This window comes from Candidatus Nomurabacteria bacterium, from assembly GCA_020632395.1.
Lineage (GTDB): Bacteria > Patescibacteriota > Dojkabacteria > SC72 > JAHDCA01 > JACKFQ01.
The window spans coordinates 399,347-426,169 of sequence record JACKFQ010000001.1 but is presented as its reverse complement, the minus strand read 5'-3'; the positions used below and the strand labels follow the sequence as shown (position 1 = coordinate 426,169).

General features: G+C 41.0%; 23 protein-coding genes and 1 tRNA gene. 18 read left to right on the top strand and 6 right to left on the bottom strand.

What is annotated here, in order from left to right:
* The first annotated feature begins 90 nt into the window (after window positions 1-90).
* The 3 genes from H6763_01980 to H6763_01970 all read left to right on the top strand — a co-directional run bounded on the left by H6763_01980 (window position 91) and on the right by H6763_01970 (window position 4,061).
* Complete coding sequence (locus H6763_01980; GenBank protein ID MCB9803576.1) at window positions 91-1,503, top strand: MBL fold metallo-hydrolase; 1,413 nt, start codon at window positions 91-93, stop codon at window positions 1,501-1,503.
* A gap of 61 nt (window positions 1,504-1,564) precedes the next feature.
* The gene (locus H6763_01975) at window positions 1,565-2,524 is read left to right on the top strand and encodes a hypothetical protein (GenBank protein MCB9803575.1); all 960 of its coding nucleotides are present in this window, start codon (window positions 1,565-1,567) and stop codon (window positions 2,522-2,524) included.
* Window positions 2,525-2,546: 22 nt separating this feature from the next.
* On the top strand, window positions 2,547-4,061 hold the full coding sequence (locus H6763_01970; protein ID MCB9803574.1) for a thymidine phosphorylase: 1,515 nt from the start codon (window positions 2,547-2,549) through the stop codon (window positions 4,059-4,061).
* 179 nt (window positions 4,062-4,240) lie between these two features.
* On the opposite strand, the gene H6763_01965 is transcribed toward H6763_01970, so the two are convergent.
* Window positions 4,241-6,124, bottom strand: a complete 1,884-nt coding sequence (locus H6763_01965) for a transglutaminase domain-containing protein (protein MCB9803573.1) — start codon at window positions 6,122-6,124, stop codon at window positions 4,241-4,243.
* A 50-nt stretch (window positions 6,125-6,174) separates the two neighbouring features.
* On the opposite strand from H6763_01965, the gene ychF reads away from it, so the two are divergent.
* Window positions 6,175-7,281 carry a redox-regulated ATPase YchF gene (gene ychF / locus H6763_01960; protein MCB9803572.1) on the top strand — a complete coding sequence of 369 codons (1,107 nt, stop codon included), beginning with the start codon at window positions 6,175-6,177 and terminating at the stop codon, window positions 7,279-7,281.
* 58 nt (window positions 7,282-7,339) lie between these two features.
* Here ychF and H6763_01955 read toward each other — a convergent pair whose 3' ends face one another.
* Complete coding sequence (locus tag H6763_01955; protein ID MCB9803571.1) at window positions 7,340-7,801, bottom strand: hypothetical protein; 462 nt, start codon at window positions 7,799-7,801, stop codon at window positions 7,340-7,342.
* Between the two features lie 91 nt (window positions 7,802-7,892).
* Between H6763_01955 and rpsF the strand changes: the two genes are divergently transcribed.
* The 9 genes from rpsF (at window position 7,893) to H6763_01910 (ending at window position 19,497) form a co-directional block, all read left to right on the top strand.
* Window positions 7,893-8,273 (top strand): 30S ribosomal protein S6, encoded by a 381-nt coding sequence (gene rpsF / locus H6763_01950; GenBank protein MCB9803570.1) that lies wholly within the window; start codon window positions 7,893-7,895, stop codon window positions 8,271-8,273.
* Window positions 8,274-8,352: 79 nt separating this feature from the next.
* Entirely contained in the window at window positions 8,353-8,841 is a 489-nt protein-coding gene (locus tag H6763_01945; protein ID MCB9803569.1) for a single-stranded DNA-binding protein, read from the top strand.
* Between the two features lie 27 nt (window positions 8,842-8,868).
* Window positions 8,869-9,201, top strand: a complete 333-nt coding sequence (locus H6763_01940; protein ID MCB9803568.1) for a 30S ribosomal protein S18 — start codon at window positions 8,869-8,871, stop codon at window positions 9,199-9,201.
* A gap of 437 nt (window positions 9,202-9,638) precedes the next feature.
* On the top strand, window positions 9,639-10,994 hold the full coding sequence (locus H6763_01935) for a hypothetical protein (GenBank protein ID MCB9803567.1): 1,356 nt from the start codon (window positions 9,639-9,641) through the stop codon (window positions 10,992-10,994).
* Entirely contained in the window at window positions 10,987-12,039 is a 1,053-nt protein-coding gene (locus H6763_01930) for a hypothetical protein (GenBank protein ID MCB9803566.1), read from the top strand. Before H6763_01935 ends, H6763_01930 begins: the two co-directional genes overlap by 8 nt.
* Before the next feature lie 146 nt (window positions 12,040-12,185).
* Window positions 12,186-13,520 carry a S41 family peptidase gene (locus H6763_01925; GenBank protein MCB9803565.1) on the top strand — a complete coding sequence of 445 codons (1,335 nt, stop codon included), beginning with the start codon at window positions 12,186-12,188 and terminating at the stop codon, window positions 13,518-13,520.
* Window positions 13,521-13,538: 18 nt separating this feature from the next.
* Complete coding sequence (locus H6763_01920) at window positions 13,539-14,861, top strand: trypsin-like peptidase domain-containing protein (GenBank protein ID MCB9803564.1); 1,323 nt, start codon at window positions 13,539-13,541, stop codon at window positions 14,859-14,861.
* Window positions 14,862-15,339: 478 nt separating this feature from the next.
* Entirely contained in the window at window positions 15,340-18,477 is a 3,138-nt protein-coding gene (locus H6763_01915) for a ribonucleoside-diphosphate reductase subunit alpha (protein ID MCB9803563.1), read from the top strand.
* Between the two features lie 45 nt (window positions 18,478-18,522).
* Window positions 18,523-19,497, top strand: coding sequence for a ribonucleotide-diphosphate reductase subunit beta (locus H6763_01910; protein MCB9803562.1), 975 nt, complete (start codon window positions 18,523-18,525; stop codon window positions 19,495-19,497).
* Between the two features lie 19 nt (window positions 19,498-19,516).
* On the opposite strand, the gene H6763_01905 is transcribed toward H6763_01910, so the two are convergent.
* From H6763_01905 to rpmE, 4 genes are read right to left on the bottom strand one after another with little or no spacing between them, the layout of a single operon-like run.
* Window positions 19,517-20,077: a dCTP deaminase gene (locus H6763_01905; protein ID MCB9803561.1), complete on the bottom strand. Its 561-nt coding sequence runs from the start codon at window positions 20,075-20,077 to the stop codon at window positions 19,517-19,519.
* Window positions 20,078-20,097: 20 nt separating this feature from the next.
* Window positions 20,098-20,997 (bottom strand): peptide chain release factor N(5)-glutamine methyltransferase, encoded by a 900-nt coding sequence (locus H6763_01900; GenBank protein ID MCB9803560.1) that lies wholly within the window; start codon window positions 20,995-20,997, stop codon window positions 20,098-20,100.
* A gap of 34 nt (window positions 20,998-21,031) precedes the next feature.
* Window positions 21,032-22,156, bottom strand: coding sequence for a peptide chain release factor 1 (gene prfA / locus H6763_01895; GenBank protein MCB9803559.1), 1,125 nt, complete (start codon window positions 22,154-22,156; stop codon window positions 21,032-21,034).
* A 49-nt stretch (window positions 22,157-22,205) separates the two neighbouring features.
* Window positions 22,206-22,535 (bottom strand): 50S ribosomal protein L31, encoded by a 330-nt coding sequence (gene rpmE, locus H6763_01890; GenBank protein ID MCB9803558.1) that lies wholly within the window; start codon window positions 22,533-22,535, stop codon window positions 22,206-22,208.
* Window positions 22,536-22,797: 262 nt separating this feature from the next.
* On the opposite strand from rpmE, the gene H6763_01885 reads away from it, so the two are divergent.
* The 5 genes from H6763_01885 to H6763_01865 all read left to right on the top strand — a co-directional run bounded on the left by H6763_01885 (window position 22,798) and on the right by H6763_01865 (window position 26,815).
* Entirely contained in the window at window positions 22,798-23,025 is a 228-nt protein-coding gene (locus tag H6763_01885) for a metal-sensitive transcriptional regulator (GenBank protein ID MCB9803557.1), read from the top strand.
* Window positions 23,026-23,171: 146 nt separating this feature from the next.
* Entirely contained in the window at window positions 23,172-23,819 is a 648-nt protein-coding gene (locus H6763_01880; GenBank protein ID MCB9803556.1) for an MBL fold metallo-hydrolase, read from the top strand.
* 139 nt (window positions 23,820-23,958) lie between these two features.
* The gene (gene dnaB, locus H6763_01875) at window positions 23,959-25,272 is read left to right on the top strand and encodes a replicative DNA helicase (GenBank protein MCB9803555.1); all 1,314 of its coding nucleotides are present in this window, start codon (window positions 23,959-23,961) and stop codon (window positions 25,270-25,272) included.
* 125 nt (window positions 25,273-25,397) lie between these two features.
* A tRNA-Leu gene (locus H6763_01870) sits at window positions 25,398-25,484 on the top strand.
* A gap of 47 nt (window positions 25,485-25,531) precedes the next feature.
* On the top strand, window positions 25,532-26,815 hold the full coding sequence (locus tag H6763_01865) for a zinc ribbon domain-containing protein (protein MCB9803554.1): 1,284 nt from the start codon (window positions 25,532-25,534) through the stop codon (window positions 26,813-26,815).
* Window positions 26,816-26,823 lie beyond the last annotated feature (8 nt).

Sequence of the window (26,823 nt, the reverse complement as noted above, 5' to 3'; positions counted from 1 at the left end):
CAGTTGTAACTCGATTTGATGTACTCAGTTTGAATAAGCGAATCCAAGCATGATAGAATGATTAGAGTAATTATTAAAAAGAACTGCCCAATGATCAAACTTCAATTTTGTGGTGCTGCGAGGACTGTGACCGGTTCATGTCACTATTTAGATACCGGTAATCTTAAGATCTTGATCGACTGCGGTGCTTTCCAGGGATCTGATGAACTGGAGGATATGAATAGGGCACCTTTTCCCTTTGATCCAGCAGAGATCGATTATGTTATTTTGACTCATGCGCACTATGATCATGTCGGAAGGTTGCCACTGTTGGTAAAACAGGGCTTTAAGGGTAGGATCTTATCCACCCAACCATCAAGGGATCTGGCAGATATCATTTTACAAGATGCTGCAAAACTACAGGAAGAGGAATATACGAGATGGATGGCTGTCCATAAAAGTTCCGGAGAAAAGGGAGGTGGAGCGAATGTTAACAAACCCCTGTTTGATCTGGATGACGTAATGAGAACGATCGAGAGATTTGATGTGTATCCCTATGGTAATTCAATAAATCTGAAGGAAGGTGTGGAATTCCGAATGAGAGATGCCGGACATATCTTAGGTAGTGCTATGATCGAGCTATGGGTAAAAAATGCACTTGGACGTATTCGTAAGATCGTCTTTTCAGGTGATCTCGGACAACCAGGGCAGAGGATCGTGCGTGATCCGGATCTTATTAGAGAAGCTGATTATGTTTTGGTAGAGTCAACATATGGTAATCGTATCCATAAGAGCAAGGATGAAACGATCCTAGAGTTCCTTACTGTACTCAAAGAAGCCCAGAAGGATCATGGAAATGTGATCATACCAACATTTGCTATAGAGAGAGCTCAGGAAGTCATCTACGAATTGAATCTTTTTTATGAGAATAAACTGATCGATAGTATGCCGGTCTATCTTGATAGTCCAATGGCATTACAAGCCACTGATGTATTCAAGAGATATCCTACATTTTATGATGAGGATGCAAGAAGATTATTAGAGAAGGGAGATGATCCATTCTCCTTTCCTGATTTCAAGATGATCTCAAGTGTTGATGATTCAAAGAGATTAGCCACTAGATCAGGTGTTGTGATCATGGCAGGAAGTGGCATGTGTAATGGAGGTAGGATAATCCATCATCTGGATAATAACTTATCAAAAAAGAATACGCATGTGATCTTTGTAGGCTATCAGGTGAAAGGTACACTGGGTAGGGCCATCTTGGATGGTGAACCACAGGTAAATCTTAAGGGTCACAAAGTTGATGTATATGCCAAGGTACATACGTTGGGTGGATTCTCTGCTCATGCAGATATGCGAGATCTTATGTATTGGTTGAGGGCATTTGGACATTCTCCGAGACAAGTATTTATTGTTCATGGTGAAGAAACAGTTGCCGAAGGCTTTGCGGCTAATGTCCTGGAGGAATTGCGTCTCAATGCTCATGTTCCTATACATGAGGAGGTAGTTGAATTAGATTAGGGTGGATTTTATATCGATCTTTGGTAGTATAGATATCGAATTAGATCATTTACGAATACTCATGTCATCACTAGATTTCTCAAAATATACTTCTGTAGAGCAGGTGATCAAGGATATCAAAGAGATAAAGATACAAGGTGCAACCAATGTAGCTTTAGCTACTTTTGAGGGCCTAAAGCTATTCTTATCACAATATCCATCCGACAAACCGTATCATGAATTCCTACTCGATCTGGAAAAGACAGGTTATATCTTGGCAAATGCTAGGCCAAATGAGCCCTTAGCAAAGAATGGTGTCAAATTCGTTATGAACATGATCCGTATCAAGCATCCAGGCATGGATGATACTGCAACTGCGATAAGCAAGGTAGACGAACTAGTAGCAGAATATCTTCTATTCATCCAACAGGCCAAAGACAAGATCGTCGAAAACAGCACGGCTATTCTAGGTGGGGTAGACGAAGTTGTGACACATTGCCACTCCTCCACTGCAGAGAAGATCATCATCAATCAATCAAAACGGATAGATAACTTCTCAGCTGTTTGTACCGAAACTAGACCATTATTTCAAGGTCGCATCACAGCCAAGAATTTGTTAGATGCAGGAGTTGACACTACGATGATAGCTGATAGTGCTGTTGAATCCTTCATAATTGGTCGTGGTGTGAGAAATACGGATGTCGTCTTCATCGGTTGTGATGAGATCACCATCCAAGGTGATACCATAAACAAGATCGGTAGTTGGGGAGTTGCATTAGCAGCTTATTATGCAAGCAAACCAATATATGTCGTGGGTTCGATCCTAAAGACAGATATATCAACTGCTTATAGACCAATTGAGATCGAGATGAGGGATGCAAGAGAACTTTGGCAAGACGCTCCTGAGGGATTGAAGATGGTAAATCCAGCGTTTGAACTTGTGAACAGACAGCTAATAACAGGCTATATCACTGAGATCGGTATCCTTAAGCCCGAAGAGATACAGGGGGCTATCCAAAAGGAATATCAGTGGTTGTTCTAGTATAAATTGACATCTTTATTTCATGGCACTTTACCTCAATTCATTAAAATTAGATAGAGAAACTGGAGATTCTCCGACAATAGTACTTAATGCTACAGATGCTCAGAGAGAAGGTATAAATCAAGCTGACATAGTGAATTTCGATTCTGGTGAGATCGCAATATTCGCTGTGGTTGAGATCACTGATACTGAGATACCTCCTGGTGTAGTAGGGGTATATGAGGAGATATGGACCAAATACACTCTCCCAAATGATACCGTCATCGCGATATCTGTAATGGAAAGGCCCGAATCGATCGAATATATCAAGAAAAAACTATTAGGTGAGCGGTTGACAGAGCACGAATTAGCAGTAATTACAAAGGATATATCCGATAGGAAGATCCGCGAGGTAGAGATAGCATATTTTATGGCGACATTCTTCAATCCGGGATTCAATGATGAGGAGGTACTATCTACCATTAAAGGTATGGCAAATGCTGGAGATATCATGGATTTTAGAAATATCCGCAATAATGGAAATATGGTTGTAGATAAGCACTCGATAGGTGGAGTAGCAGCAAAAGGAGTAACTCCGTTGCTAGTTCCAATTATCGCGTCATTCGACCTGGTAATCCCAAACACCTCCACAAGAGCTATAACGACACCCGCCGGTACGACAGATATATTGGAGGTAGTAATGCCTGTCGCTCTAAACAATGATCAACTTATGGATACAGTTAGGAAAACTGGATCATGTATGGTTTGGGGAGGCGCATTGAAATTATCACCTGCGGATGATGTTTTGATCACTGTTGAAAGAGGTTTACACGTTCAATCATTTCAGAAATTGCTTGTCAGTATAATCGCAAAGAAAGTATCGATGGGCATATCACATATACTGATAGACATCCCTTACGGTCCTGGTACAAAAGTTCCAAACCCTGATGATGTCGAAGTGTTAAAGCGAGGTTTCATCGACCTTTTCTCAAAAGTAGGTATAACGTGTGAAGTGTACTCTAGGATGGTTTGTTCTCCTGATGGATACGGTATAGGACCTGCATTAGAGATCCGCGATATATTGAGAGTATATGAGCGGGATGAGTTACGACCGCGAGGACTTGAGGAAACCGCTTTAAGGATGGCAGGTCAATTACTAGAGATGACGGGGACAGTAGAGAACGGCAAAGGTTTCGAATCTGCTAGAGAGAAGTTAGATTCTGGTGCTGCTTTAGAGAAATTCTGGGAGATCGCTGAGACACAAGGTGCAACGAAACGGATCAATTCATCTGAGATCGAGCTAGGTGAGTATCAGGATACTTTGAAAGCTCCAAAAAGCGGAAAGATAGAAGTTGTAGATAACAAAGAGATCGTTAAGGTCGCAAGAGCATTAGGAAATCCATATATCAAAAATGCAGGTATCTTTCTGAACAAGACTGTTGGTGATACCGTTCGCCAGGGTGACGAGCTCATGACATTGTATGCCACTAGCGCTGATAGATTGAGAACAGGGTTAGAAGCATCGAAGGTCGATAAGCTGTTTAGGATAAGGGATTGAACGGACGCTTAGCACTCACTAGGATGTAGATATTCGGATACCGATCAGATAGTCATCCTTCTCAGCGTTAGATATTTACACATCCAATCCTAGATGAAGATACTGGGGATCTTTTCATGTTGAAAGATATAAGAGGTCATCATAGGTGTCTCTGCATTGGTCAATCTGATAATATCGTTCTAAGATCGTTGCTTTTTGTAGATCTTCCGAAATGTTGATACCAATGCTGAGATAAACATCAGTGCAATTAGTAGTGATGCTATGGGTATGATGAAAACGATGATCTTTCCAATACTGGTTGTTTTTAAGAAGTAACTTATCGGATCCACTTCTACACCTTCGTATCGTATAAGCAATTCTTGCAAACTAGTAAGCTCGTTAGCATTTGTGAATTCTTCTTCGGTAAGTGCTTGTAGATATACATCATAGCTGGTCAGGACATGCGCTGTAATAGGGTCTGCTGTACTTAATGCGGTACCGATGAAACCTTGATCTGAATTTCCGATCGTATACCAAAGGATATGGTCAAGATTACCCCCGATATACCTCCTACCTGATTCACCCCAAGTCGGATCGACAGATAACCATCCGTAATCAGGTAACCAAACCTGTACCCACTGATGACCGATGTTTTGTACAGAAGCCTCTGACGCACCTATGTTATTTTCAGCTCCTGTCGGGTCATTTCCATATCCGATAGCAGCACGAGCAGGTATCCCTTGTGCTCGTAATATTGCGATCAATGAATCCGAATACTCCATACACACGGCTGGTCCACCACTGAGTGCCGAGAGGGCTCCAATTCTAGGATTCTCTCCTTCTACTTTGGAATAACTATAATCAAAAGTCTGAATTATCCTGTCATAATCGTTGTTGATGAGTTCCAATATAGTACTACTTTCTTTCCATAGATCCTCAGCAATGTTTATGATGAATTCATCATTGCTCTCCCAGTATTTGTCTGCCCGAGTGTACTGTTGTATATCAAGATCAGAGCCAGTTAAAGAAAGATATTCATTTAGAGACATGTCTTCTGGTGCCATCTCACCATCAGAGGTTAGCTTTATGTACCCCTCTATGATGATCTGCCCATCTTTGTTCGCTGGAACTTCAAAGGTTGCTAGTAGGTTGCCTTCGTCATCGCGGTTAATTGCTGTAGGATAGGGATCTATCTTTGTGAAGAACACTCGTTGATCTGTTTCAGAATGTTCACGAGGCAAAGGTAGTTCGTATACATTTGTAGAAAGCAGATCTGAATACTTGTTTACCTCCTCAGGTACAATATTGTCTGTTTTTGGGGTGTCTTGTATCAATTTGAAATAAAAGTATTGTGTAGTACCTAATTGTATCCAAGCAGTTGTTCCGATCCTGTCTTGAGCGGTGACAGAGTATTTCCGAGTATTACTATCTTCTGATACGCCAATACCACCTTGTGGCATCATGAATGATTCAGAAGGAGAATCTTTTGGTACATGTAAGTTGGTATTAAATCTGTACTCTGTAGTTAGACCATATCTATCGTCAGTAGATATGAAAGAGGTATCTTCTGGTAGGCCAGGGATATAAAGATTGGTTACATTTCCAACTTGATCTACCAGCTCATGAGTATTATACCTGATGGTGAATTTTTCTGAATTCCAGAAAGTGACATCGCGAGTTTCTGGTACAGTAACTTCGAGTCCACCCTCGATCTCTGAGATCTGCTTGTCCAATTCGATACCTCTCTCATCAAGAATAGTGAGTGTGCTTGTTTTAAAGGCTCTCTCCTGGGGGTCCTCATTAAGTGTGAAGTCGGGTAGTAGAAATGATCGTTCAGTTTGAGCGGGGTAAAAATAATTTCGATCTTTTGCCTCCAATGTGAGGGTTTCTTCTACTGTCACAAACGAGTCATTAGGAGTGTAGTACAGGTTGTAGTCTGTAGTGATAATGAAGGCAGGTGTGTCAGCAGAGTTAATCGTACTAGGTGTCGAAACTGGTGTTAAGATTGTTATGAGGAGAAAAATAGCTGTCAGAAGTATACTTCTGTGAGAATTTCTCTTTTGATGATAGAATAACGTCAGCATACAGTCATTGTAGTAGTTATTTCACTTCACTTGAAGTCTTATTATTAAATATGTCAGCAATTAGATCTCACTCACTTTCTATCGGTATTGTTGGATTGCCAAATGCTGGCAAATCAACACTCTTTAATTCCCTGACTGAAAATACTGTTCCTGCAGAAAACTTTCCTTTCTGTACGATTGACAAGAATGTAGGAGTAGTTGAGGTACCAGATCCACGATTAGAATCATTATCCAAACATTATCAGGCACAGAAAGTCGTTCCTTCCGCAATTACATTTGTTGATATAGCAGGATTGGTTAAGGGAGCTTCAGAAGGAGAAGGATTGGGGAATCAATTTCTTTCGCATATTCGTGAAGTTGATATGATAATGTATGTACTCAGAGCATTTAGAAGTCAAACGATCACGCATATTTACGAGCGTATCGACCCTTGGGATGATTTTCAGATAGTACAGACCGAACTCATCCTAAAAGATCTTGATACTGTTGAGAGAAAATACGCGGAAATATCAAAGAAAGCAAGGGTGACAAAAGAAAAGGAAATACAGCTACAGACAGGAACCCTCGAGAAATTGAAGAGTGCTTTGGGAGAAGGTATCCCTGCTATAGACGTTCAACTTACTAAAGATGAGAAAGAGTTCGCTGATGATCTCTGGTTACTCAGTTCAAAACCAAGATTATTCATATTGAATGTACAGGCTGAGAGCCTTAGCGATGCACAGACGCAGATAAAGATGTTTGAGGATAGATTACCGGATTGTAGGGCTATCGCTGTAGATGTAAAGATAGTGGGGGATCTTAGTAGAATGAACGAGGCTGAGAAGTTCGAGTACATCGATCTTTTGGGGTATCAACCGATATTGATCGATGATGTCATACATACGGCTTTTGAACAGCTTCAACTGATCACCTTCTATACCGGAAGCGAGAAAGAATGTAACGCATGGTCGATAGTGCAGGGGGCTACCGCAAAAGAGGCTGCTGGAGTTATCCATACAGATCTTTCTACAGGATTTATCACTGCAGATGTAGTGAATGTAGAGAAAATGATCGCACTAGGTGGATACCAGCAGGCAAAAGAGAAGGGTCTGGTAAGAAATCAAGGAAAAGGTTACATAATGCAGGACGGCGATTATATGGTGGTGTATAGCCACTAGAAGTCAAAGGCATTCTTCATAGACTTGGTACAAGTTGGTTTGAGGTGTTAGTTGTAGCTTATCTCCAAATAAAAATTCGTTCTCCACTTGTTTGTGGATGAAGCAACTTCTCGCCCTTTTTTATCCTACCAAATTTGAGCATTTGTATTATGTCAGCACCTAGTGCCATTACATAAGGTGCATCTAAGTTTCTTTCTCCAATCCGTATATCTACTACATGCAGTGACCCAGATAGTGTGTTTGATGTGGACTGCTCATACACAAGTGCAACAGGATAGAATGGTAAACTCTCCATAGAGCCTAGTTCGTTTTCAGGTCTCCAAAAACCGTAGCCATATATTTGAGCACGACTAAAGTTATCAGTTATTACCCATGGCCGTAGGGCATCATTTCGGGCATTCACGTGAATGTTCTCACTCCTCGTAATGGGTAAAATGACTAAGCAGGAATTCCTAGGTCCAAAGACGAGATCAACGGCTTCGCCTCCACATTCTACTTGATAGGGTGGATAATTTTCCATGACCACTTCTACCAATAGTGCAAACCGCACGTCTTTCTGCTAGAATCACGCTGTCCTCTGGTTATGTAAATAATTTAACGCTGGAATGTTAATGGCACAGAGCGTAAAGTACGAAATGATGGTCGCCCTAAAGCCTTTGCTTCCTGACGATGTCCGAAAATCAGTGCATAAAGGTATTCAACAGTTAGCCACTGATCTTGGGGGATCGGTCGATGACTCCGATGTTTGGGGTAAGAGATACTTGGCATACAAGATCCAAGGTCACAATGAGGGATACTATATTGTGTACCTTTTGAGCCTTCCTACCGAAGCATTAAAGGAGCTTAAACGACAGATGGAACTAAAGCAGGAGATCTTGAGATATATGGTCGTAAGGGTCAACAGACCTGAAGAGATCGGAAGCTCTCTCAAAAAGAAGAACTTTAAAGAAGACATCGATAGAGAGCAGGCTGCATTAGAAGCAATGGAGTAGCTTTAAAAAATTTTTAACTCCAATTTAATGGATCAGATATAGAATCGAAGGAAATAGATAAATTTACAGAAGAATTTAGATGTCAGTAAGATCTTTGAACAAAGTGATGTTGATCGGGAATCTAACTAGAGATCCCGAGCTGAGGTATACCGCAAACGGTACTCCAGTAGCCACTTTTGGTATCGCTACGAATCGAACCTGGAAAGATACCAATGGTGACGTACAGGAATCAACTCAGTATCACAATATAGTTGCTTGGGGAAAGATGGCTGAGATATGTCAGCAGATCCTAGCAAAAGGCATGATGGTTTATGTGGAAGGTGAATTAGTTACCAGATCGTGGGAAGCTGAAGATGGATCAACCCGATACAAGACCGAAGTAAGGATAAGTGAAATGAAACTTCTTGATAGTAAGGGGAGACAAGGAGTAGGTGGAGGAGATCAATCTAATGCCACAGCAGATACACCTAAGAAAGCTAATTCTCAGGCGTCTGTTGAAGCAGATGAGTATCTGGTCGAAGAAACTGGCTCTGATGAGGATCCAACTGATGATGAACTCCCATTCTAAACAAAATAATGTATAATTTCGGATAACATGGCAGAACAAATAGTTACAAGTACAACTTCAAAACCAACACTAGATGATGTTGTTGATGTAAAGAGCTTCGAAGACGACGAACCTCATCGAGGTGGTCGAAGAGGTCGTCGTAAGGTAAAATTGGATCTTAAATGTCCTCTCTGTGAATCTGGAGTAAAATTCGTCACATATAAGGATGTATATCAACTCAAGAAATTCACTAGTGTGCGAGGAAAGATCATAAGTACAGAAAAGTCTGGGGTTTGTGCGAAGCATCAAAGGCAGTTGACCGGCTCTATTAAAAGAGCTAGGTTCATGGCATTACTACCTTATGTAGCTGCTGATGCTTAAGTATGATCAATGATAGATACAAAAGGGGGCCTTGCCCCCTTTTTTTCTATGGAGACCATGATTCTTATGTATCGAGTATCAACTGTATGAATGAACAGCTGTCTCTATGGGCCCACCTGGTACAACCAGTGCACGATGCTTTGCTCCCGGCGTGAGCCCACCTGGTACAACCAGTGCACGATGCTTTGTTCTCAGCGTGGGCCCACCTGGTACAACCAGTGCACGATGCTTTGTTCTCAGCGTGAGCACACCTGGTACAAACCTAGTGTTCTGATGCAATTCCAAACAAGAACAGAGCCACGATATTAATCACAGGATCAATGTTTAATGACAAGATCAATAGGGAGACATCTATCACTTCTATGAGGTGGAGGTTTGTATCAGTCCTGTCTTGATTGTATACTGAAGGCAGTAAGGTCTTTGGAAAATAGGAATTGATGGCAATTTCTCCTTTGGTAGATAAAAATGCATATCTTGGAATACATATAAGTAGAAACAGGATCACTGCGAACTTAGCGTATTCACACTATGGTGCCGGTAGGAACTATATTCTCACAGATACGGTTAGATATGATGAAGAAAGAGACGATATCTCAGATCAACAATTTTGGGATGAATACTTCAATACTCTTGAAGAAAGCTTTAATTGGGAGATCGTACAGAGAACTGGAAATACATACTCATTAGTTAATAGCGTACCTTTCTCGGATGAGGGGAAAGGAGTTTCTGGTGTAAATTTCGCATTGAACTACACACTCCCTAAAAAAATAAAACTCCTGTCGATCCTGCATACATATCTCCCTACTGCAAAGTTAACCACCACCGATGCTAAGTTCTATCTCAAGATCCTCCCTCCGATCATGAGCAAATTAGAATATGATGAGTTGTTATATCTGGATGCTGATCCTGAGAAATTTGATCTGTACAGATTAGATCTGACTAGAGATAAATTGGGTGCTGTGACGCCAAAGTTGTTGCAGACCAAGATCCATTGGGATAGTAAGGATCATCTGATCGAATCGATAAATGATAAGAGGTTGAAAGCCTTTGCATCTGTTGATGTAGAGAATTCACAAGTAGTTAATATGTGGGCAAACTTTCTTATCAGACCAACAGAAAAAACAGAAGATCCGGTTCTACATGACCTTCTCCGTTCATTCCTCACCGTACAATCTATGACCATGTTCAATAATAAAAAGGATGTTTTCGCACAATTCGGACAGGTAGGAAGAAGGTCGTTATTTGTAATTACAGGAAGGTTGGCTTCGTTGATGCCTGGAAGAGCTCTTGTGCTTGGGTTGTTGGATGGATTACAGATGAGGGGGTCGTTTGATCTGTTGGTCGATAAGGATCATAGGATCGAATTGTTTGGAGATGAGTATTCTAGAGGAATAAATGCACAAGATTATATTGTTCCAAGGAGTGTTTTAGCCTCATCAGCATCTAAGGTGTTTGTAATTGAGGTGCCTGGTAGAAAAGGCGAGAAACGTGTGGCTTTCACTGGGGAGATCTTAAGTAAAGGAAAGAAGAGAGATGTGTTTGCATTGAGTCCTGAGCTTGTTCGTATGAAATTGGCAGATAATTCTGAAGAGATCAGTGAAAACATAGTCCTAACTGGGAAATTTGTTAAGCAGGCATATGTAGAAGGTTTGTCTGAAGAGATAAATGTTATAAGCGACCTTGAAAAATTACCAATAGATAGCGTGTTTATGGATGCAAGGTATAAGCCTGTAGTATATGGACCTGACTTTCGTGCAAATATTTCTAAATTAAAACAGTGGATGGGTGAATAGAGTTCAGATCATACCAAAAAAAGTGACTTGTACTATGTCTGTGCCATTCCCATCTGGAGCTACTTCATTTATTGGAGTGGGAGAAAATGTCTTATACGGACAGCAGTTGTATGAAATGAAAAGAAAGAAAGTGATCGACTCATACTATCTACCTCGGATCCTAGGTATCAAAGCAGAAAATTCACCTGATTATGTGGGGAGAATATCAGGGGAGTATGTAGTGACAGGTGATCTACTAGCTGAAAAGTTGACAGCTGCAGGGATGATAGGAAGACGTGTTGTGGCAGGCAAGGATGGGGTTGTAGATCTTAGCAGGATAACACAGGGATTTCTTAGGATTCTCGGAGAGGAGGAGGTGGTTCAAGTGAATAGTCATTTGCAGGGAAAAGTAGTAGGACTAGAATTGAACAGAAGGTTGACTATTGAAACGGATGGAGCACAGATCAGTTATACATACGGCCATCAGGTCAAAAATGCTGTAGACCAAGGTACTGAGGAGATATCTGGTGAGTTATTGATCTTAGGGGATGGTTCTTCAGTATATTCAAAAAGAGATCTGCTTAGCACTTATGAGAACAAGATCGTGTTTGCAGGCAGGTTCATCTATCAGGATCTTGCGCGAGAGATCTATAAACGTAATGCCAAGATCATTATCGTAAATGCAATTGATCAGCCAGAGATGAAGCAATTAAAGGTTCCCTTGGTGATATTGGGAGGTTTTGGTCAGGTTCCTCTGGATAAAGAGATCCTTTCAATATTACAAAATTCTGTCGGTCACCAAGTGAAGGTAGAACCGAATGACAACTCTTTGGTGATAGCAAATCAACCGGCAATAGACCCCTCTAGTTTCAAAGGTAATAGCTACTTTTTGCCTAAACTAGTAGTCGGAACTTTAGCGAAAGTTTACGATCCAAGCAATTATGGTGTAGTGGGGGAGGTGATCGATCTGATGGATGAGGATGAGAAGTTCCTTATCGAAACACGTGGCAAGAAGCGACTTCTGGTCGACAAGAATTCTGTAGAGGGGTATATCACAAAAGTCTAACTGCTGTTTCGACTGACACAGATACAGTTTTCATAGATGTGAAAATTTTGTGTAATTATTATCAAGTCTGTTGATATCATCTCCTATGCAATTTATAATCATTGAGGTAAAAAGCCCTATGAATCAATAACTTTGACTATGAGATAATGCCAAACAAAAAAGAATACGGAACTCCTTTTCAAGGTAGACCAGCTAAAATAAATGATAGATCACAAAAAGATATGAATAAGGTAAACAAATTAGTAGGAGTCGCAATACTTGTCGTCATAACTTTTTCGCTTGGTATATTTGCTGGCAGGCAAGTAGAATCAGGTTTTGTTGATGCTCTTGATCCTACAAAGATCGTTCGGTTCACAGGAGATACAAATGGAGGTGACATTGATATCGAAAATGTCGATTTTGGACTTTTCTGGAATGTTTGGAAGCAGATGACCTCTGATTATGTAGACAAGGAGAAGGTTGATGAAAAAGAGATGTTCTATGGTGCAATACAAGGAATGGTCAATTCATATGGTGATCCTGCCACCTTATATCTAACCCCAGAAGAAACCGCTGCCTTCAATGATTCTACAGCTGGAAATCTTTTCTCGGGTATCGGTGCTGAAATGGGATATAAAGACGGTCTGATAGTGATAATCTCTCCTTTGAAGGGTTCTCCTGCATCCTCTGCAGGTATACAGCCTGGCGATGTAGTATTGGCTGTAGATGGGGTCGATGTGACAACAAACGATAGCTTGTTTGATATTGTCTTGAAGATCCGAGGTGAAGAGGGTACTGATGTGACGTTGACGGTACTACATACAGACGAAAGCACTCCTGTGGATATTACGATCACAAGGGGTCAAATAACTGTATCAAGTATGGAATTCAAATTAAGCGAGAAAGACCCCAGTATAGCGATCTTTGATGTGTCGAGATTTACAGAAGCAGATCTAAGAAGTTGGCAGAACAAATGGGATCAGATGGTATCACAATTCCAAGAAAGCAATGCTGAAGCCTTGATAATAGATCTTAGAGGCAATCCTGGAGGATTCTTTAATGCAGCAGTTTATGCAGCCAATGAATTTCTGAAGGAAGGAACAATCGTTTCAAAACAGCAAGACCAGCGTGGGGCAGTGACCGATTTTACTGTCACCAGAAAGGGAAAGCTTCTTGATGTGCCTGTAGTGGTTTTAGTGAATAATGGTAGCGCTTCTGCATCTGAGATCATGTCTGGTGCTTTACAAAAGAATAATAGAGCAACAGTTGTTGGTATACCTACATACGGAAAAGGTACCGCACAAGATGTCCGCTCATTCCCTGATGGATCGAGCCTCCACATAACAACTCTAAAGTGGCTTTTGCCTGACGGGACTTGGATCAATCCTGATGATCCGATAATCCCGGATGTAAATATCGATCTGACAGACGAGGATTTCAAACAGGGTATTGACCCTCAGATGGATTCTGCGATCGATATTCTTCAGACAGAAATTAGATAAATTTAGTTTTTCAGAAAGATGGAAGAAAAAATCACGAAGTCAGATGAAAAGAAAGTGGGTGAAACGGTTGGTACTACAGTTGTAGATGGGAAAACTAAATCCGTTGATCCAATCTCGGATAAGAGCGAAAAAGAGAAGGATGCGATCCTAAAAAATTCAAAAGAAGAGAAAAATGAGAGAAGATCAAGAAAGAAGAAACTTATCGGTTGTGGTTGTACATCTCTCGTTCTAGTTATATTTGCGATCTTGCTAGGTGGGGTGATACTTGGTTTCTATACTGCACGAAACTTAACAGATTTTCTGAAAGATCGAGGTGTGACCATCGAATGGCTTACCGAAAAGTCAGATAGTAATGATTCAAGTATTGTGACCCAAGAAAATAAGATAGTAAAGGTCACAAGTGAGGAGAGTCAGGTGATAGAGGTAGTGCAGGAAAATATGCATTCAGTGGTAAGTGTTGCAATATCGCAACTCGAACTTCAGCCGGGAACAGGTGTGGTTGATCGAAGTAACAATATCGGTTCAGGATTCATTGTAGACGAGAACGGATTGATCATAACAAATCAGCATGTTGTATCAGATCAGAATGCAGATTATAAAGTCATCACTGAGGATGGAGAGGAGTATGAGGTACAAGATATTGTACGGGATGATTTCAATGATATTGCTTTGTTAAAGATCGATGCAGAAGGGTTAGATCCAGTTGAACTCGGTGATTCTGATGCTCTTATTCCGGGTCAGATGGTGATAGCTATCGGTACTCCTCTAGGTGAGTATGCAGGGAGTGTGACCACAGGAGTGATCAGTGGTTTGGACAGATCCGTTTCGACAAGTTCAGGAAGTTTCTTTGGTACAGTCAAAACATTCGAAAATGTGATACAAATTGATGCGGCGGTCAATCCGGGTAATTCCGGTGGTCCGTTACTCAACTCGTCAGGAGAGGTTATAGGGGTGAACTTTGCTACTACTTCTGGCGCCGACAATATCTCTTTTGCCTTGCCGATCAACAGGGTTGTGAATCGTCTCGAAGAGTATAGGATCTATGGGAAATTCTTGAGACCCTTTGTTGGTATAGAGTATGAGATGATCACTGAGTCACAAGCAAGGTACTACACGGATATCCTACCCGGAGCATTTGTTAGAAGTGTGGTTGATGGTAGCCCAGCTCAGGATGCAGGTATAAAACGAGGCGACATCATTGTACAGATCGAGGGCGATCCTGTAGTATCTTCTTTTATCGAGATGATACAGAAATTCAAAATAGGGGATTCTGTAGAAATGAAAATTTTGAGAGATGGAAAAGAAGTCTCTGTTTCAGTAGTTCTAGGTGAAGCAGACTGATCTATACTTTTAGAGTTAGAAGACATAATGAGAGCCAGCAATAGCTGGCTCTTTTCTTTCTGAACACAAAATCTTGTCAAGACCTATAAGGTGTGACCGCAGATCTTAATGATTTTTTAAGAAGAAGCAAATCTTTATATACTTTGGGAAAGATACGCATATATAGGTTATTTTGACAGTTTTCTTTGCGGGTATTCTCTCTGTAGATATACTCTATTTCATGTGTATATCTGTGCTCTCACAGCTACGAGATGCTCTGATCATAGATCTCCTATGAGAGTAGTAGATTATATAGCTATGTATATATATGATGTTCAATCAACGTGTTTATTTCTTCAAAATAGGGTTCTTGGATCGTTGTATGACATTAGATACGAATTGTTTACACACACACCTGATACCTGTATATTGATAACCCGAAGGTATACAAATACAGTATATTGTGTCTAAGAACTAAATTTACTTTCATCCCTGCCCAATGAAAGACACCCTAAAGTTACTAAAAGTTATTGATCCTACAAATCTAGATCAAATCGAAGAACTGTTGTGGATCCACTCAGAGGATCTAAATATGTCAGCTGAAATGATCGATCAGTTGCTTAATGAGGTCAGACTAACCCTAATGAAAGATATGAGTAGCAATGACCTACTTGGCTCCATGATCCTCGTTGCTACACAGAATATCCAGCAAGACCCAATGTTTGATGATCTTGCGGTTAGATTGTTACTGACAAAAGGCTATTTGTCAGCACTCTCCGAGTATGATGGAGAGGATTTTGATCAGTCGTATCGAGAGAGCTTTGTACAGTATCTCAAATGGGGAGTTGAGGAGAAACTTTTGGATCGCAGGATGTTAAGCAATTTTGATGTGTACCGACTTGCAGTAGCACTTAAACCCCAGAGAGATAAGGACTTCACATTTGTGGGATTGCAGACCGCAATGAATCGATACATGATGAAACTTCGTGAATCTACACAGGTGAAAGAAACCCCTCAATTTATGTGGATACGAGTGGCGATGGGCTTATCTTTTGAGGAGAAAGACCCAACCAAGATAGCGATCGATCTTTATGAAAAATTATCCAGAAAAGAATACACAGCAGGAGGATCTACAATGATCGGTGCAGGCACAACTATGCCTACACTCGCAAATTGTTTTCTATTGGATACAGAAGATACTATCGAGCATATCTTTGAAAATGTGGCTAATGTTGCAAAGATCTCTAAAGGTACTGGTGGTATCGGAATTGCGATAACAAAATTGCGAGCAGAGGGTTCTCCGATCAAGACAAATAACACATTTTCATCTGGACCTATACCATTTGCAAAGGTTATGGATTCGACACTTGCAGCTATCGCGAGGGCAGGGAAGAAGAAGGGTGCTATGGCTTTGTATATGGAGAATTGGCATATCAACTTCAATGATTTCCTAGATCTGAAACAGAATGCAGGGGACGATTATCGCAGGACAAGGACAGCAAACACAGCAGTATATCTTTCTGATGAATTTATGAAAAGGGTACAGAATGGCGAAGATTGGTATATGTTCGACCCTGCAGAAGTAAGCGATCTGACGGAATTGTACGGATCTGAATTCAGTGAACAGTATATTGAGTATGTTCGAAAAGCTGAAGCGGGAGAAATGCGCATGTGGAAGAAGGTTCCGGCTCGAGAGCAATTCAAGCAGATCATCACTCAACTTCAATCTACCTCCCATCCATGGATCACTTTCAAAGACACTATCAATCTAAGAGCTTTGAACAATAACACAGGCACCATCCACGGCTCCAACCTTTGTACCGAAGTCTGCTTACCTCAGAATAAGGATAATATTGCAGTATGTAATCTTGCATATGTGAATCTGACGAAACACGTTATTCCAGAAAATGCTGATTATGGTGGAGATGTTGAAAAAAATCTTGAGCAGGCGGTAGATTGGGAGAGATTAGAGGATTCTGTGAGGCTGGGTATACGACATTTAGATAATATAATTGATGTAGGAATTGCCCCAGTGCCAGAGGCACGACATTCTGATCTTAATAACCGTGCTATCGGACTAGGTCTAATGGGTCTATCTGAAACATATGAGCACTTAGGATATGCATACGATAGCCCCGAAGCATATGACATCGTTGATAGGATCGTTGAATTCATAAGTTATGTAGCGATAGATGAAAGTTGCGATTTAGCTGAGGAGAGAGGAACTTATCCTAACTTTGAGGGATCAATGTGGTCAAAAGGTTATGTCCCTTTTGATACGATGGAAAAAGTTGAACAAGATAGGGGAGTCAAGCTATCGCAAGACCGAACTTATACGATGGATTGGGATCGTTTAAGGGAGAGAGTTAAAAAAGGTGTTAGAAATGCTACTGTTATGATGATCGCACCAAATGGGAATTCCTCGCTTACTGCGGGAACATCGCCTGGTATAGATCCTAGATTTGCTCTAGTGTTCAGTAGGACCACTATGAATGGGAAATTCTTGGACATCAATCGTAATCTTATTGGAAAATTGAAAGAACTTAAGATATGGGAAGATATTCGTGATGAGCTGATCTCACGTCAAGGAGATATCTCTCAGATCGATCTGATCCCAGACAATATCAAAAAGGTCTACAAGACATCTTTCCAGATCGATCCGTTAGCATACGTTGAAACAGCATCCAGATGTCAGAAGTGGATCGATCAAGCAATGAGTAGAAATATGTATTTTGAAGATCGAGATGTGGAGAAGATGATGGATGTGTACCTCGAGGCTTGGTTGCGCGGGGTCAAGACAACATACTATCTCCATATGAAACCCAGACATACCGCCGAACAGAGTACGATCCGTGTGAACAAAGCTAAGGCCATAAATAAGAAAGGTTTCAAGTCAGTATCAGATGCAAAAACAGCTAGTGATGATAATGTCGAGAGCGACATTCCCACTAATTTATCTGGAGCTACATCTGAACAACAGCACGAACAGAAAGCACCTGTAGTAAGACGTAGGGTAGGATTCGGTGCTTTGTCACAACAAAAAGACGAAGGATCAGAGGCAGAAGAACCGACCTCGCGACAAAATGATGCTGTATCGCAAATACAACCAGCGACCTCGCGACGAAATGATGATGTATCGCAAATACAACCAGCGACCTCACGACGAAATGATGCTGTATCACAAATACAACCAGCGACCTCACGACAAAATGATGCTGTATCAAAACGAAAAAGTATCGCATCGCAACGAAGGGGGCGAGTAGAAAAGAAGATCAACCACGAGAATGCTCCAACAAAACAACTTAATTCACAACATCAAGAAGATCAAGCTAGCTCACCAGAAAAACAAGCTAGTTCATCAGCACCACAGGAGAAAGAGAAAGAAACAAAGATGCAAATGAAAAGCAAAGGCAAGAGATCTAAAGGGTCTGAAAGGGATGTTGCCAAAGAAAAGCCCAGGAGTAGGGGTTTTGCAGTGATAACTGCATCTGCAGATAGTGGCGAACTTGCTGATTCTACGATGTATCCCCCAACCATGAAGGTTGATCAGGTTGATATGAATAGAATCCCTACAATAAAAGGAAATGCATGTCCTGTAGATCCCGCAGAGCGCGCGTTGTGTGATAGCTGTGAATAAGGTCTTTCACAGATCATTAGCTAATTAAATTATTATGAGAATATTATGCTGTTACAAAAAGTAAAATTACATCAAGACCCCCAACTTGATAAGATCGAATATCAGTGGGCATATGATCTTCTTGAGCAGGCTGTCGCAAATACATGGTTTCCACACGAAGTCCCTCTGATGGAAGACCTCGCCGATTGGAGGACTATGTCAGATGAGGAACGAGAGGCTGTAACACTGTTCATGGGATTTTTTAATCCTGCCGAATTTCGGGTCAATCAGTCAATTGTCATGGGTATGATGCCATATCTGTCAGCCCCTGAGGTCACGATGTATCTGACACGTCAGATGTGGGAGGAGGTTAATCATTCGATGTCATTTGAGTATGTTCTACAAACATTTCCTATCGATAGAAAAAGAGCTTTCTCTCTACATGAAGATCTACCTAGTATGAAAGCAAAAGAGGATTTTCTGCTTGATCATGTAAGTGCACTAAGAGGAGGGGAGATAGATATCAGTTCTGAGAGTGGTATCCAAACATTCGTCAAAAATATCGTTGCTACTAATATCATTACCGAAGGTATCTGGTTTTATAGTGGATTTATGCTGGGATTGAGCTTTAGACAGAGGAATCTTCTGAAGAATTTCGCAAATCTTGTGGATTGGATCGTCAGGGATGAGAGTCTCCATCTGAAATTCGGTATAAACCTAGTACTAACGATCTTGGAAGAACATCCAGAGATCGTGACAGAAGAGTTTGCCGATGAAGTTAGAGAAATGATAATCAAAGCGGTTCAGTTGGAATCTAAGTACACTGAGCAGTTACTTCCAAACGGGATTCTCGGGTTAAATGCTGATTATGTGATGCAATATGTGAAGTATATCGCTGATAGGAGATTAGAAGAGCTTGGGTTTGATACTGAGTTCAATGTCGGTAATCCCGCAAAATGGATGGGTACAGCAAACGATACATTAGAACTGGTAAATTTCTTTGAAACTGTCAACACAAATTATGAAGTGAATAATGGTTGATATCTTGGAGTGTAGTGGGTTAGAAATTCTTGTGGATCTGGCTAGCTTTTACAGTCATATCACCTAAGTACTTGCTGTTTAGTTCTTTTGAACCGTAGGGCTTCTCACTAGGTTGATCTAACTGTTCGAATGCGATCTGGGCAATCTTCATACCTGGGTATAGGCGCACAGGAAGTGCTCCGATGTTACTTATCTCTAGTGTCATGCGTAGTTTGTTTCCTGGATCCAAGAAACCAGCAGTAGCATGTACGATAAGTCCTAATCGACCAAGAGAGCTTTTACCTTCAAGCCGAGCTACATGCGAGGCATCAACTCCAACAATTTCAGCAACATTTGAAAGCACGAACTCACCAGGATGTACCACTAGAGAGCCAAACTGATTGATGTCTAATTCTCTCATGAGATCTTCGGTTGGTTTTTTGACATCTATCTCTGTATGGTTGGTGATATCGAACACCAAAGCTTTTGTGCCTAATGTCAGATCATACGAAGCAGGTTGGAGATTTTCAGGTGTAAAGGGTTCGATCGCTATCTCACCACTTTTCAACTTCTCTTTAATTGTTCTGTCGGATAGTATCATTGCAGTAGATATTAACTAATTCACTTCTGCTTTTCAAGTCGAATAAATCGAACCTTTTCGTATTGATCATGATAAGTTTCTACTGATATACCGGCGATCCCGGATAACCAGAGCCAACCGATCAGATCAGTCACCTGAGAAGGATCCATCTCAAAATGTACGATCCAATCATTATTCAATTCTGAGAGGTGGATCAGTAATCTTCGATAGTGTCCCAAGCCATCTGTATCTTCTCCAACCAGTGATATTTTGGGGTCGAAATTCCTGACAGAGGGATCGAGATCTGGAAATTCACTCTCTGTCACATAGGGTAGGTTAGCCATGATGATAAGCTGAGCTGATGGGTCAAAAGAAACATCTTCTAAAAGGTCACTCTCTGCGAAATTGACAATACCTTCACCTTCAAATATGGTTGATGCATTTGAAAGTGCTACATCAAGAGCTTCGTTGCTAATATCGACTCCCAAAAAGTTCAACAGAGGGTCATTATTAAATTTTTGATGCTGGTCAGAAGTTTCCTCAATATATCTTTTTGCCATAGTGATGATGAGGTTACCACTTCCTGTACCCACATCTATACATATAGTTGGGTGTGGTGGTTTTGGATGAAGATGAAGCAGATCTACCAGTGCGTGTTCAACTAAGACCTCAGATTCTGAACGTGGAATAAGTACATCTTTATTCACGGCAAATTCAAGCCCTGAGAATTCAGCTGATCCGACGATCTTTTCATAAGGTTCATCACTTCGTAGTCTTGCAAGAACCTCTGTTTCTAAATGTGGATAATTCTCAATGTAACGGTGTATCACCTTGCCAACCCGTATAGGATCAGGATAATCGATATCTGATAGTAGTTTGATGATAGAGTGTAGGTCGTTCACTGGTGAGGTACTCTTTTTAGATGGAGGAATATCTATCATAAGATTGCAAGATCAGTTCAGATCAATTTTTACATTAATTCGACTTTCCCTGTTCTTTTATCCTTTGCTTCTTTATCTCCAATAATTGAAGCGAAGTTATCTCTCTATGTAGGTCTTCAAGCATCTCGTCGATATTGCCGTTCAGGATGCCTTCTAGGTCATGCCATGATGTTTTGATCCTGTGGTCAGTGATACGACTCTGGGGGTAATTGTATGTACGGATCTTCTCCGATCTTTTTGCACCACCGATCTGTGAACTGCGCATCCCCGAACGCTCATCCTGCATCTCTTGCCTCTTCTGTTCGTATAGTCTCGCATTGAGTATCTGCATAGCCTTTTCCTTGTTCTGAGCTTGAACCTTTGTTTCCTGACAACTTACAACGATGCCTGATGGCAAATGAGTTATACGAATAGCAGAAGATGTTTTATTTACCTTCTGTCCTCCTGCTCCGGATGCTCGCATGATCTCGATCTTTAGGTCTTCGGGCTTGATGTCGATCTCGATCTCTTTTGCTTCTGGTAATATTGCAACGGATGCTGTCGATGTATGGATCCTTCCACCTGATTCAGTTACTGGTATACGTTGTACTCTATGGACACCGCTTTCGTACTTTAATTTCTCATAAACTCCTTCTCCTTTTATATGTCCTACGACCTCTTTATATCCTCCTGATTCACTTAGACTAGCGTCAATGAGTTCAACACTCCATCCTTGGGAGGTTGCATAGTTTGTATACATCCTGAAAAGATCTGCACCAAAAAGCGATGCTTCTTCTCCTCCTGCACCAGCTCTGATCTCTATGATGACCGATCGACTGTCATCAGGGTCGGCTAGTTCCTTTGCAATTTCTATCTCATCGATCTGTTCCACTATGCCATTGATCATTTCTGGGATGGATCGGAGTTCTGCTATAGCCAATTCTTGTAGTTCTGCATCTTCGGATGTTTCTAACTGCTCTGCTTGTTTGTACTGCTCGATCAGTGAATTCAACTGTGTATACAATTTATGTCTATTTGATAGATAGTTGAGTTCAGAAGAAAGGAACGACATATCATCACCGGTCTGGTGTGCTACAGCCATTCGATCCTCCAGCTCTTTTTTTTGCTGGGTAAGTGGGGCAAGTTGATAGTTATTTTGTAAATAGGGAATATCAAGCATCAAAATCGTCCTCAATTAGGTTGAGAAGTGAAATGAACGGTAAAAGGATCTACTTGCCAATATTCTCCAACATATCTCGTAGTGTGAGACCTGCAGATGCTGAGCTCTTCTCGTCGAGTTTTTGAAGTTTGTTCTTTCTTTCCTGCATTTTTTGTCTCTTTGACCTGAACGAGTCTTGGGCTTTGCTTCGTTTCTCTTCAAACTTGGCAACCAAGTTGTCTGTATCAACGATCTTTTGCTCACCGGTGAAAAAGGGATGACATTTGGAGCATAGCTCGGTCGTGATCTCATCCAGTATAGAACCGGTAACAAATGTATTACCGCAGGAGCAAGTCACTTTTACGTTGTGGTTGTACTTGGGATGGATATCTTTTTTCATGACGGGGTGATTATAACAGATAGGTATGACCCATACAACACCTGTCCCGCTAACTTATAGTCGGGGAGGTGTGGTGCTGGTAGTTCCTTTATTGCACAGCTAATAGCCCAGTTTAGAACCACTTAAGACCCCTCACTATGAATACGTGATCTAACGGAAAACTACTTTGTAGTGATCCAGGCTTCACCTTAATAACTTGGGTTTGACCTATACCCCCAGGGGTATTACAATGGTTATAAATAAGCTGTTACTTTAAAATTCGATGCCAAGAAAAGGACCCTCGTCAATGATTGATAGATTACATAGGATAGAAGGACAGATCAGAGGGGTAGAAAAGCTTTTGCAAAACGAAGAACCGAACGAGAAAGTTATCCCCCAGATACAGGCTGTGATGTCTTCACTAGAGAGTGTTAAGCTGGAGCTTGTCAAAGAGCAGGTGAGGCAAAGCATACTTTCAAACCTCGACGAAGCAGTTAGTCTGCTTAAATAAGCGATTTATGTGTCAGATACTGTCCGAGAACTATCGATCAATATATCCTTCTGGAGAAGATACACTTCAGACGCTTCTCTGTATGGTGTAGAATACGCTGAACTCTGATGGAGTACTTCAGATACTTAATGTAATCGAATATCACCATGAAGATCAAGAAATTAGGATTCATAACATTTAGATTTAGTTGTGAAGAGATAGATATCATCACCGATCCGTTACTTTCCGAGGAAGCCGGAGTGACTATAGGAAAGACTACGGGAGAGGTTGTCCTATTCACAGGAGAGAAATACATCGGATCACATAGTGTGATAGAGGATTCCGGTTACAAGAAGATAGAACCCAAAAAGAGAGAGTCATTGCATGAGATCACAAGCCCTGGAGAATATGAACTCGGAGGGGTGCTGATCAGACGTCCACAAGGAACAGACTTCTATATCTTAGATGAGAAAGATGTACGAGTAGTTTATGTGGGTGAGATATCTAAATCTATAGCAGTAGAACAGTTTGCAGATCTTGGGGATGTTGACCTTCTGATCCTACCAGTCGGTGATGCAGAGGTGTTTCCAAATTTTGATAAATTAGAGAAGATCATCAGTAAGGTCGACCCGACATATATGATACCTTGCGGATATAAAGAGAGTGGACTCAAGGGGGACTTTGCTTCCTTGAAGGGAGTTGATGAATTCATCAAACAGTTTGGATATACCCATGTGACAAATGATAATAAGTTCGTTCTCTCATCGGGAACTGAGCAGGAGAGTAAGGTGATAGAAATAGTGGTACTTGATTGAACTTGTATTTAATGATTTGGAAGGGTTGGACAGCATTAGATATAATCAAGGATAGCTTCGTATATAATTAAGGGTAGCTTCACATAATTCAGAAGAGCTTTAGATATAATTAAGGATAGGTTAAGCAAGATAGTAGAGTATGGATAGGATACCACCACAAAATATCGATGCAGAAAAGTCAGTTCTAGGCTCGATGCTTTTAGATAAAGATGCTGTCATAAATGTCGCAGGAGTGCTTCGTTCCGAATACTTTTACGAACCAAGACATGCAACTATCTATGAATCATTGATGTCGCTGTTCGAAGAGGGTCAACCGATCGATCTTGTTACTGTTTCTGATAAGCTCAAGGCCAAAAAGGCGTTAAAGAGGATAGGAGGACGTTCATATCTTGCTGATCTTGTGAGTTTTGTGCCAACATCAGCCCATGCGGAGGATTATGCTCTGATAGTGAGAGGAGCCGCCTTGAGGAGGAAACTGATCAGCTCAGCTGCAAAGATCACTGAACTGTCATTTGATGAGCAGATAGATGTTCAGCAGGTTGTGGATAAAAGTGAGCAGTTACTCTTTGGTGTAGCTCAACAGGGTGTCTCAACAAATTTTGTTCACATCAAGGATCTACTCAAAGAAGCATATGAGAGAGCTGAGAGAGCAGATGAGAATTCTGCAGGTTTAGGTATATCTACCGGATTTAAAGAGCTTGATAAACTGCTGGGAGGGTTCCAGAAATCCGATCTGATCATACTGGCCGCCAGACCATCAGTAGGAAAAACATCGTTATCATTGGATTTTCTGCGGGCAGCAGGTGTGTATGAGAAAAAGAAGGTGCTGTATTTCTCTCTAGAAATGGGTAATACGCAGATAATCGATAGATTGACTGGTATGCAGGCTGGTATACCGTTTTGGGAGATCCGAACAGGAAGATTGAATGATGAGAAATTTATGAAACTTGCGGATTCGATGGGGGAGCTTTCTGAAGCCGAGATATACATTGATGATAAACCAGGGCAGAGTATAAATGAGATACGTACTAAAGCTAGGCGCATGGCTCTTGAGAGGGGTGTTGATATAATCTTTGTAGATTATCTACAACTAATGCATGCTGATAGTAGTGAGGGAAGAACACAAGAAGTATCACAGATATCTCAAGGACTAAAAAATATTGCTCGTGAATTGGAAGTGCCAGTAGTAGCACTCTCACAGCTTTCTCGTGCTATCGAAAGCCGTACAAATCGCCGACCACAACTTTCCGATCTGCGAGAGTCAGGTTCAATAGAGCAAGACGCTGATATTGTGATGTTCATCGACAGGGAGGAAACATATAATCCTGATACGGACAGAAAGAATGTTGCCGACCTTTATGTTGCAAAACACAGAAATGGACCAACCGGAATAGTTGAATTGGCTTGGGTTGGTGATATCGCAAGTTTTAGGAATATATACAAAGATTCATAAGGACTCATCCTCTGTACTTCAGAGATAGTTCAAATATCCTTCTGTTACTTTTCTTAGTGGATATTATCCAATACTGGCTAATCTTCTTGTCTTATAGGCGTTTCTGCGATATCATATTCTAGCTTGGTCGAGTGGTGGAACTGGCAGACACGCGGGACTCAAAATCCCGTGCTAGCAATAGCGTGAGGGTTCGATTCCCTCCTCGACCACCAATTAACGGTCTTTTCGATCTACAGGAATTAAACTTATACCAAAGATTATGGATTTTGAGAGTACTTTGCTAGATATGCTTGAAGGTGTGGGTAATTTTGATTTCAATATCTTGATCCGATCTTTCCTTGCTAGTCTTGTGGTTATCTGGTTTTTTATCGCTGTCTGGGTTTGGATCGATTCAGGAGAGAGAACTCGGAACATACTTTTTAGGATCTTTAGTGTTTTATTGGTTGCACCCTTTAACGTAGTGGGTTTGATAATCTATCTCATCCTAAGGCCAAAAGAAACTATAGAGAATGTCTATTGGGGCGACCTAGAAAGACGTTACCTCCTCTATGAAACCTCTGAGCTCGGAGATTGTCCGCAATGTGGGGACCAGCTAAGTCCCGGGTTCAATATATGTCCATCATGCTCATACGAATTGAAAGTGAAATGTAAAGGTTGTGAGATGATGTTGGATCGTAAATGGAATTTCTGTCCATATTGTAAGGAAAAAGTACTTCATCCACTACCAGAAGAGGAAGGTATCTCTAAAGAGGTCATTCGACAGAGAGTTGAGCAATCTCGTCAGGAGATCAGATTTAAGGTAGAACAAGAAGGGACTAGATATAAGACAGCAACTGGAGTGACTGTGAGATTAGGAAATATTGTTATGCATGGGGTCATGTCACTTGGAAAAGCAGTAAATGACTTTGTGGTCAACATAGTTGCATCGATCAAACCTTCCAAGAGCGATCGGAAGGACAACAGTATCAAAGATAAGAACAGTTCCGAAACTGAAGAACAGAAACTTCCCGAAACTATTATTGATGAAGAAAGTGGCGATTTTACAGAAAAGATATCTGAGTTAACTGATGAAGAACTCGAAAAAGAGATGGCTGATATCGAAGAGGTTATTGATGAAGTTCTTCAGGATGAATCTGATAATGAAGATACTGTAGAAAGAGTAGAGAGTGATTTGGAGGATATGATCTCGGATATGGAAGATGAGGCGTCTACAGAAGTTGGTGATGTTACCGATGAGGACATGGTAAGCGACAGTGTAGATCAGGTTGACGAGTCTATCGATGCAGGCGAGAGTAGAGAAGATGGTATTTTGGATAATGAAGTTATGGAGGATTCGGGTACAGATAGTCTGACTAATGATGATGAAGTAGGGGGTCTTGATATGAAAGATATTAATACTGCTGGATCTGATGAAACAGTAGAAGTTAGCAAAGAGCAGATAACTTCCGGAGATAGAAATTCAGCACAGGTTGATCGATCTACTAGATCTAAAAATTCCAAGAAGAACAAGAAGAAAAGAAAGAAGAAAAAACGATCTAAATAGATCAAAAT

Coding starts and splice junctions, on each gene's coding strand:
- H6763_01920 (MCB9803564.1), top strand. CDS start 13,539: ATGGAAGAAAAAATCACGAAGTCAGATGAAAAGAAAGTGGGTGAAACG.
- H6763_01965 (MCB9803573.1), bottom strand. CDS start 6,124: ATGCTGACGTTATTCTATCATCAAAAGAGAAATTCTCACAGAAGTATA.
- H6763_01955 (MCB9803571.1), bottom strand. CDS start 7,801: ATGGAAAATTATCCACCCTATCAAGTAGAATGTGGAGGCGAAGCCGTT.
- prfA (MCB9803559.1), bottom strand. CDS start 22,156: ATGCTTGATATTCCCTATTTACAAAATAACTATCAACTTGCCCCACTT.
- H6763_01910 (MCB9803562.1), top strand. CDS start 18,523: ATGCTGTTACAAAAAGTAAAATTACATCAAGACCCCCAACTTGATAAG.
- rpsF (MCB9803570.1), top strand. CDS start 7,893: ATGGCACAGAGCGTAAAGTACGAAATGATGGTCGCCCTAAAGCCTTTG.
- dnaB (MCB9803555.1), top strand. CDS start 23,959: ATGGATAGGATACCACCACAAAATATCGATGCAGAAAAGTCAGTTCTA.
- H6763_01880 (MCB9803556.1), top strand. CDS start 23,172: ATGAAGATCAAGAAATTAGGATTCATAACATTTAGATTTAGTTGTGAA.
- H6763_01975 (MCB9803575.1), top strand. CDS start 1,565: ATGTCATCACTAGATTTCTCAAAATATACTTCTGTAGAGCAGGTGATC.
- H6763_01970 (MCB9803574.1), top strand. CDS start 2,547: ATGGCACTTTACCTCAATTCATTAAAATTAGATAGAGAAACTGGAGAT.
- H6763_01980 (MCB9803576.1), top strand. CDS start 91: ATGATCAAACTTCAATTTTGTGGTGCTGCGAGGACTGTGACCGGTTCA.
- H6763_01885 (MCB9803557.1), top strand. CDS start 22,798: ATGCCAAGAAAAGGACCCTCGTCAATGATTGATAGATTACATAGGATA.
- H6763_01865 (MCB9803554.1), top strand. CDS start 25,532: ATGGATTTTGAGAGTACTTTGCTAGATATGCTTGAAGGTGTGGGTAAT.
- rpmE (MCB9803558.1), bottom strand. CDS start 22,535: ATGAAAAAAGATATCCATCCCAAGTACAACCACAACGTAAAAGTGACT.
- H6763_01940 (MCB9803568.1), top strand. CDS start 8,869: ATGGCAGAACAAATAGTTACAAGTACAACTTCAAAACCAACACTAGAT.
- H6763_01905 (MCB9803561.1), bottom strand. CDS start 20,077: ATGATACTATCCGACAGAACAATTAAAGAGAAGTTGAAAAGTGGTGAG.
- H6763_01925 (MCB9803565.1), top strand. CDS start 12,186: ATGCCAAACAAAAAAGAATACGGAACTCCTTTTCAAGGTAGACCAGCT.
- H6763_01945 (MCB9803569.1), top strand. CDS start 8,353: ATGTCAGTAAGATCTTTGAACAAAGTGATGTTGATCGGGAATCTAACT.
- H6763_01915 (MCB9803563.1), top strand. CDS start 15,340: ATGAAAGACACCCTAAAGTTACTAAAAGTTATTGATCCTACAAATCTA.
- H6763_01900 (MCB9803560.1), bottom strand. CDS start 20,997: ATGATAGATATTCCTCCATCTAAAAAGAGTACCTCACCAGTGAACGAC.
- H6763_01935 (MCB9803567.1), top strand. CDS start 9,639: ATGGCAATTTCTCCTTTGGTAGATAAAAATGCATATCTTGGAATACAT.
- ychF (MCB9803572.1), top strand. CDS start 6,175: ATGTCAGCAATTAGATCTCACTCACTTTCTATCGGTATTGTTGGATTG.